The sequence below is a fragment of the Stutzerimonas stutzeri genome (assembly GCF_024448715.1).
GTDB lineage: Bacteria > Pseudomonadota > Gammaproteobacteria > Pseudomonadales > Pseudomonadaceae > Stutzerimonas > Stutzerimonas stutzeri_AR.
In genome coordinates this window covers 1-5,884 of record NZ_JAMOHZ010000018.1, presented here as the reverse complement: position 1 = coordinate 5,884, position 5,884 = coordinate 1, and the positions used below count along the sequence as shown (strand labels likewise).

Annotated in this window: 2 tRNA genes and 3 rRNA genes; all 5 read left to right on the top strand. The window is 52.1% G+C overall.

The features are described 5' to 3' along the window. Positions 1–485 precede the first annotated feature (485 nt). The 5 genes from NAV33_RS21305 to rrf all read left to right on the top strand — a co-directional run bounded on the left by NAV33_RS21305 (position 486) and on the right by rrf (position 5,695). Positions 486–2,022: ribosomal RNA gene (locus NAV33_RS21305) — 16S ribosomal RNA — on the top strand. Between the two features lie 91 nt (positions 2,023–2,113). Next, positions 2,114–2,190: transfer RNA gene (locus tag NAV33_RS21300), tRNA-Ile, on the top strand. A gap of 30 nt (positions 2,191–2,220) precedes the next feature. Then, a tRNA-Ala gene (locus NAV33_RS21295) sits at positions 2,221–2,296 on the top strand. Between the two features lie 251 nt (positions 2,297–2,547). Next, positions 2,548–5,438: ribosomal RNA gene (locus tag NAV33_RS21290) — 23S ribosomal RNA — on the top strand. A gap of 141 nt (positions 5,439–5,579) precedes the next feature. Continuing rightward, a 5S ribosomal RNA gene (rrf, locus tag NAV33_RS21285) occupies positions 5,580–5,695 on the top strand. The 16S, 23S and 5S rRNA genes sit together here with 2 tRNA genes alongside, the layout of an rRNA operon. The last annotated feature ends 189 nt before the right edge of the window (positions 5,696–5,884 follow it).

Below are 5,884 nucleotides of genomic sequence, written 5' to 3'. Positions count from 1 at the left end.
AAATCAAGTGGTTAGCTTTATTTGGGGCTTGCACGGATGGCGCATTCGAGTAGAATGCGCCGGGCTGACAGGGTGGTGGTTAAGGCCTGTTGGCAGCTTCGGTCGGGCTGATCGGAAGTGGTTGAAAGAGGTGGTTGACAGTGGTTTTAGACGCTGTATGATTCGCCTCCCGCTGACGAGAGACGCAGGTTGATCTGAGGCGCAAGCGGTTGAGAGGAAACGAAAAGTTCTTCAAAAACAGCTTGACGAGAAACAAGGCTGCTGTAGAATGCGCGGCCTCGGTTGAGACGAAAGACTTGATCGAAACGCTCTTTAACAACTGAATCAAGCAATTCGTGTGGGTGCTTGTGAGGTAAGACTGATGGTCAGCAAGATTATCAGCATCACAAAGACTCAGCGAGAAATCATTGAGTGCTCTTCTTTTTTGGAAGAGATTTGCGATTGCTGAGCCAAGTTTAGGGTTTTCTCAAAACCCAAGCAGTATTGAACTGAAGAGTTTGATCATGGCTCAGATTGAACGCTGGCGGCAGGCCTAACACATGCAAGTCGAGCGGATGAGTGGAGCTTGCTCCATGATTCAGCGGCGGACGGGTGAGTAATGCCTAGGAATCTGCCTGGTAGTGGGGGACAACGTTTCGAAAGGAACGCTAATACCGCATACGTCCTACGGGAGAAAGCAGGGGACCTTCGGGCCTTGCGCTATCAGATGAGCCTAGGTCGGATTAGCTAGTTGGTGAGGTAATGGCTCACCAAGGCGACGATCCGTAACTGGTCTGAGAGGATGATCAGTCACACTGGAACTGAGACACGGTCCAGACTCCTACGGGAGGCAGCAGTGGGGAATATTGGACAATGGGCGAAAGCCTGATCCAGCCATGCCGCGTGTGTGAAGAAGGTCTTCGGATTGTAAAGCACTTTAAGTTGGGAGGAAGGGCAGTAAGTTAATACCTTGCTGTTTTGACGTTACCGACAGAATAAGCACCGGCTAACTTCGTGCCAGCAGCCGCGGTAATACGAAGGGTGCAAGCGTTAATCGGAATTACTGGGCGTAAAGCGCGCGTAGGTGGTTTGTTAAGTTGAATGTGAAAGCCCCGGGCTCAACCTGGGAACTGCATCCAAAACTGGCAAGCTAGAGTATGGCAGAGGGTGGTGGAATTTCCTGTGTAGCGGTGAAATGCGTAGATATAGGAAGGAACACCAGTGGCGAAGGCGACCACCTGGGCTACTACTGACACTGAGGTGCGAAAGCGTGGGGAGCAAACAGGATTAGATACCCTGGTAGTCCACGCCGTAAACGATGTCGACTAGCCGTTGGGATCCTTGAGATCTTAGTGGCGCAGCTAACGCATTAAGTCGACCGCCTGGGGAGTACGGCCGCAAGGTTAAAACTCAAATGAATTGACGGGGGCCCGCACAAGCGGTGGAGCATGTGGTTTAATTCGAAGCAACGCGAAGAACCTTACCAGGCCTTGACATGCAGAGAACTTTCCAGAGATGGATTGGTGCCTTCGGGAACTCTGACACAGGTGCTGCATGGCTGTCGTCAGCTCGTGTCGTGAGATGTTGGGTTAAGTCCCGTAACGAGCGCAACCCTTGTCCTTAGTTACCAGCACGTCATGGTGGGCACTCTAAGGAGACTGCCGGTGACAAACCGGAGGAAGGTGGGGATGACGTCAAGTCATCATGGCCCTTACGGCCTGGGCTACACACGTGCTACAATGGTCGGTACAAAGGGTTGCCAAGCCGCGAGGTGGAGCTAATCCCATAAAACCGATCGTAGTCCGGATCGCAGTCTGCAACTCGACTGCGTGAAGTCGGAATCGCTAGTAATCGTGAATCAGAATGTCACGGTGAATACGTTCCCGGGCCTTGTACACACCGCCCGTCACACCATGGGAGTGGGTTGCTCCAGAAGTAGCTAGTCTAACCTTCGGGAGGACGGTTACCACGGAGTGATTCATGACTGGGGTGAAGTCGTAACAAGGTAGCCGTAGGGGAACCTGCGGCTGGATCACCTCCTTAATCGAAGACTTCAGCTTCTTCATAAGTTCCCACACGAATTGCTTGATTCACTAGCGAAAAGCGATTGGGTTTCGACCCGAGAGAGACGATTGGGTCTGTAGCTCAGTTGGTTAGAGCGCACCCCTGATAAGGGTGAGGTCGGCAGTTCGAATCTGCCCAGACCCACCAATTGTCATGGGATGTGGCCGATCTGTAGATGGGGCCATAGCTCAGCTGGGAGAGCGCCTGCTTTGCACGCAGGAGGTCAGCGGTTCGATCCCGCTTGGCTCCACCATTAACTCGATAATCGCTAAAAGCACAGAAATGAATAGGTTCCGGTTGGAGCGTATTGATTTCTGGTCTTTGCGCCAGAACTGTTCTTTAAAAATTTGGGTATGTGATAGAAGTAGACTGAGCGATCACTTTCACTGGTGGTTGTTCAGCTAAGGTAAATTTGCGAGTTGCTCTTTATGAGCAAGAATGCGGATTTTCGGCGAATGTCGTCTTCACGTTATTAGACAGTAACCAGATTGCTTGGGGTTATATGGTCAAGTGAAGAAGCGCATACGGTGGATGCCTTGGCAGTCAGAGGCGATGAAAGACGTGGTAGCCTGCGAAAAGCTTCGGGGAGTCGGCAAACAGACTTTGATCCGGAGATCTCTGAATGGGGGAACCCAGCCATCATAAGATGGTTATCACACACTGAATACATAGGTGTGTGAGGCGAACCAGGGGAACTGAAACATCTAAGTACCCTGAGGAAAAGAAATCAACCGAGATTCCCTTAGTAGTGGCGAGCGAACGGGGACTAGCCCTTAAGCTTCTTTGATTTTAGCGGAACGCTCTGGAAAGTGCGGCCATAGTGGGTGATAGCCCTGTACGCGAAAGGATCTTAGAAGTGAAATCGAGTAGGACGGAGCACGAGAAACTTTGTCTGAATATGGGGGGACCATCCTCCAAGGCTAAATACTACTGACTGACCGATAGTGAACCAGTACCGTGAGGGAAAGGCGAAAAGAACCCCGGAGAGGGGAGTGAAATAGAACCTGAAACCGTATGCGTACAAGCAGTGGGAGCCTACTTTGTTAGGTGACTGCGTACCTTTTGTATAATGGGTCAGCGACTTATTTTCAGTGGCGAGCTTAACCGAATAGGGGAGGCGTAGCGAAAGCGAGTCTTAATAGGGCGTCTAGTCGCTGGGAATAGACCCGAAACCGGGCGATCTATCCATGGGCAGGTTGAAGGTTGGGTAACACTAACTGGAGGACCGAACCGACTACCGTTGAAAAGTTAGCGGATGACCTGTGGATCGGAGTGAAAGGCTAATCAAGCTCGGAGATAGCTGGTTCTCCTCGAAAGCTATTTAGGTAGCGCCTCGTGTATCACTGCTGGGGGTAGAGCACTGTTTCGGCTAGGGGGTCATCCCGACTTACCAAACCGATGCAAACTCCGAATACCAGCAAGTGTCAGCACGGGAGACACACGGCGGGTGCTAACGTCCGTCGTGAAAAGGGAAACAACCCAGACCGTCAGCTAAGGTCCCAAAATCCTGGTTAAGTGGGAAACGATGTGGGAAGGCTCAGACAGCTAGGAGGTTGGCTTAGAAGCAGCCACCCTTTAAAGAAAGCGTAATAGCTCACTAGTCGAGTCGGCCTGCGCGGAAGATGTAACGGGGCTCAAACCAGGTACCGAAGCTACGGGTTCATCGTAAGATGAGCGGTAGAGGAGCGTTCTGTAAGCCTGTGAAGGTGAGTTGAGAAGCTTGCTGGAGGTATCAGAAGTGCGAATGCTGACATGAGTAACGACAATGCGAGTGAAAAACTCGCACGCCGAAAGACCAAGGGTTCCTGCGCAACGTTAATCGACGCAGGGTGAGTCGGTCCCTAAGGCGAGGCTGAAGAGCGTAGTCGATGGGAAACGGGTTAATATTCCCGTACTTCTAGTTACTGCGATGGGGGGACGGAGAAGGCTAGGCCAGCTTGGCGTTGGTTGTCCAAGTTTAAGGTGGTAGGCAGAGATCTTAGGTAAATCCGGGGTCTTAATGCCGAGAACTGATGACGATCCTTCTTTTAGAAGGAGAAGTGGTTGATGCCATGCTTCCAGGAAAAGCCTCTAAGCTTCAGGTAACTAGGAACCGTACCCCAAACCGACACAGGTGGTTGGGTAGAGAATACCAAGGCGCTTGAGAGAACTCGGGTGAAGGAACTAGGCAAAATGGCACCGTAACTTCGGGAGAAGGTGCGCCGGTGAGGGTGAAGGGTTTACCCCGTAAGCTCATGCCGGTCGAAGATACCAGGCCGCTGCGACTGTTTATTAAAAACACAGCACTCTGCAAACACGAAAGTGGACGTATAGGGTGTGACGCCTGCCCGGTGCCGGAAGGTTAATTGATGGGGTTAGCGCAAGCGAAGCTCTTGATCGAAGCCCCGGTAAACGGCGGCCGTAACTATAACGGTCCTAAGGTAGCGAAATTCCTTGTCGGGTAAGTTCCGACCTGCACGAATGGCGTAACGATGGCGGCGCTGTCTCCACCCGAGACTCAGTGAAATTGAAATCGCTGTGAAGATGCAGTGTATCCGCGGCTAGACGGAAAGACCCCGTGAACCTTTACTATAGCTTTGCACTGGACTTTGAATTTGCTTGTGTAGGATAGGTGGGAGGCTTTGAAGCGTGGACGCCAGTTCGCGTGGAGCCATCCTTGAAATACCACCCTGGCAACTTTGAGGTTCTAACTCTGGTCCGTTATCCGGATCGAGGACAGTGTATGGTGGGTAGTTTGACTGGGGCGGTCTCCTCCTAAAGAGTAACGGAGGAGTACGAAGGTGCGCTCAGACCGGTCGGAAATCGGTCGTAGAGTATAAAGGCAAAAGCGCGCTTGACTGCGAGACAGACACGTCGAGCAGGTACGAAAGTAGGTCTTAGTGATCCGGTGGTTCTGTATGGAAGGGCCATCGCTCAACGGATAAAAGGTACTCCGGGGATAACAGGCTGATACCGCCCAAGAGTTCATATCGACGGCGGTGTTTGGCACCTCGATGTCGGCTCATCACATCCTGGGGCTGAAGCCGGTCCCAAGGGTATGGCTGTTCGCCATTTAAAGTGGTACGCGAGCTGGGTTTAGAACGTCGTGAGACAGTTCGGTCCCTATCTGCCGTGGACGTTTGAGATTTGAGAGGGGCTGCTCCTAGTACGAGAGGACCGGAGTGGACGAACCTCTGGTGTTCCGGTTGTCACGCCAGTGGCATTGCCGGGTAGCTATGTTCGGAAGAGATAACCGCTGAAAGCATCTAAGCGGGAAACTTGCCTCAAGATGAGATCTCACTGGAGCCTTGAGCTCCCTGAAGGGCCGTCGAAGACTACGACGTTGATAGGTGGGGTGTGTAAGCGCTGTGAGGCGTTGAGCTAACCCATACTAATTGCCCGTGAGGCTTGACCATATAACACCCAAACAATTTGATGTTTGCGTGTCAGACGGTTGAAGTCGACAAACAAACCGAAAATCAGCAACACTCGCAGCAACACAAAAATCACATACCCAATTCGCTGCAGCGGCTCATCCCGAGGCAGCAACCGAATTGCTTGACGACCATAGAGCGTTGGAACCACCTGATCCCATCCCGAACTCAGTAGTGAAACGACGCATCGCCGATGGTAGTGTGGGGTCTCCCCATGTGAGAGTAGGTCATCGTCAAGCTTCTACACCAAACCCCCGATCTTCAACAGAAGGTCGGGGGTTTGTCTTTGGCGAAGAAAAAACACGCTGGGTTCCAGCTTGATGTGCCGCTATGATGCGTGCCTTGTTGGCTAAGGATCTTATGAACGATTTACTGCAGCTGCTCGCTGATGGCCGCTTTCATTCCGGTGAGGAGCTTGGAGCCGTCCT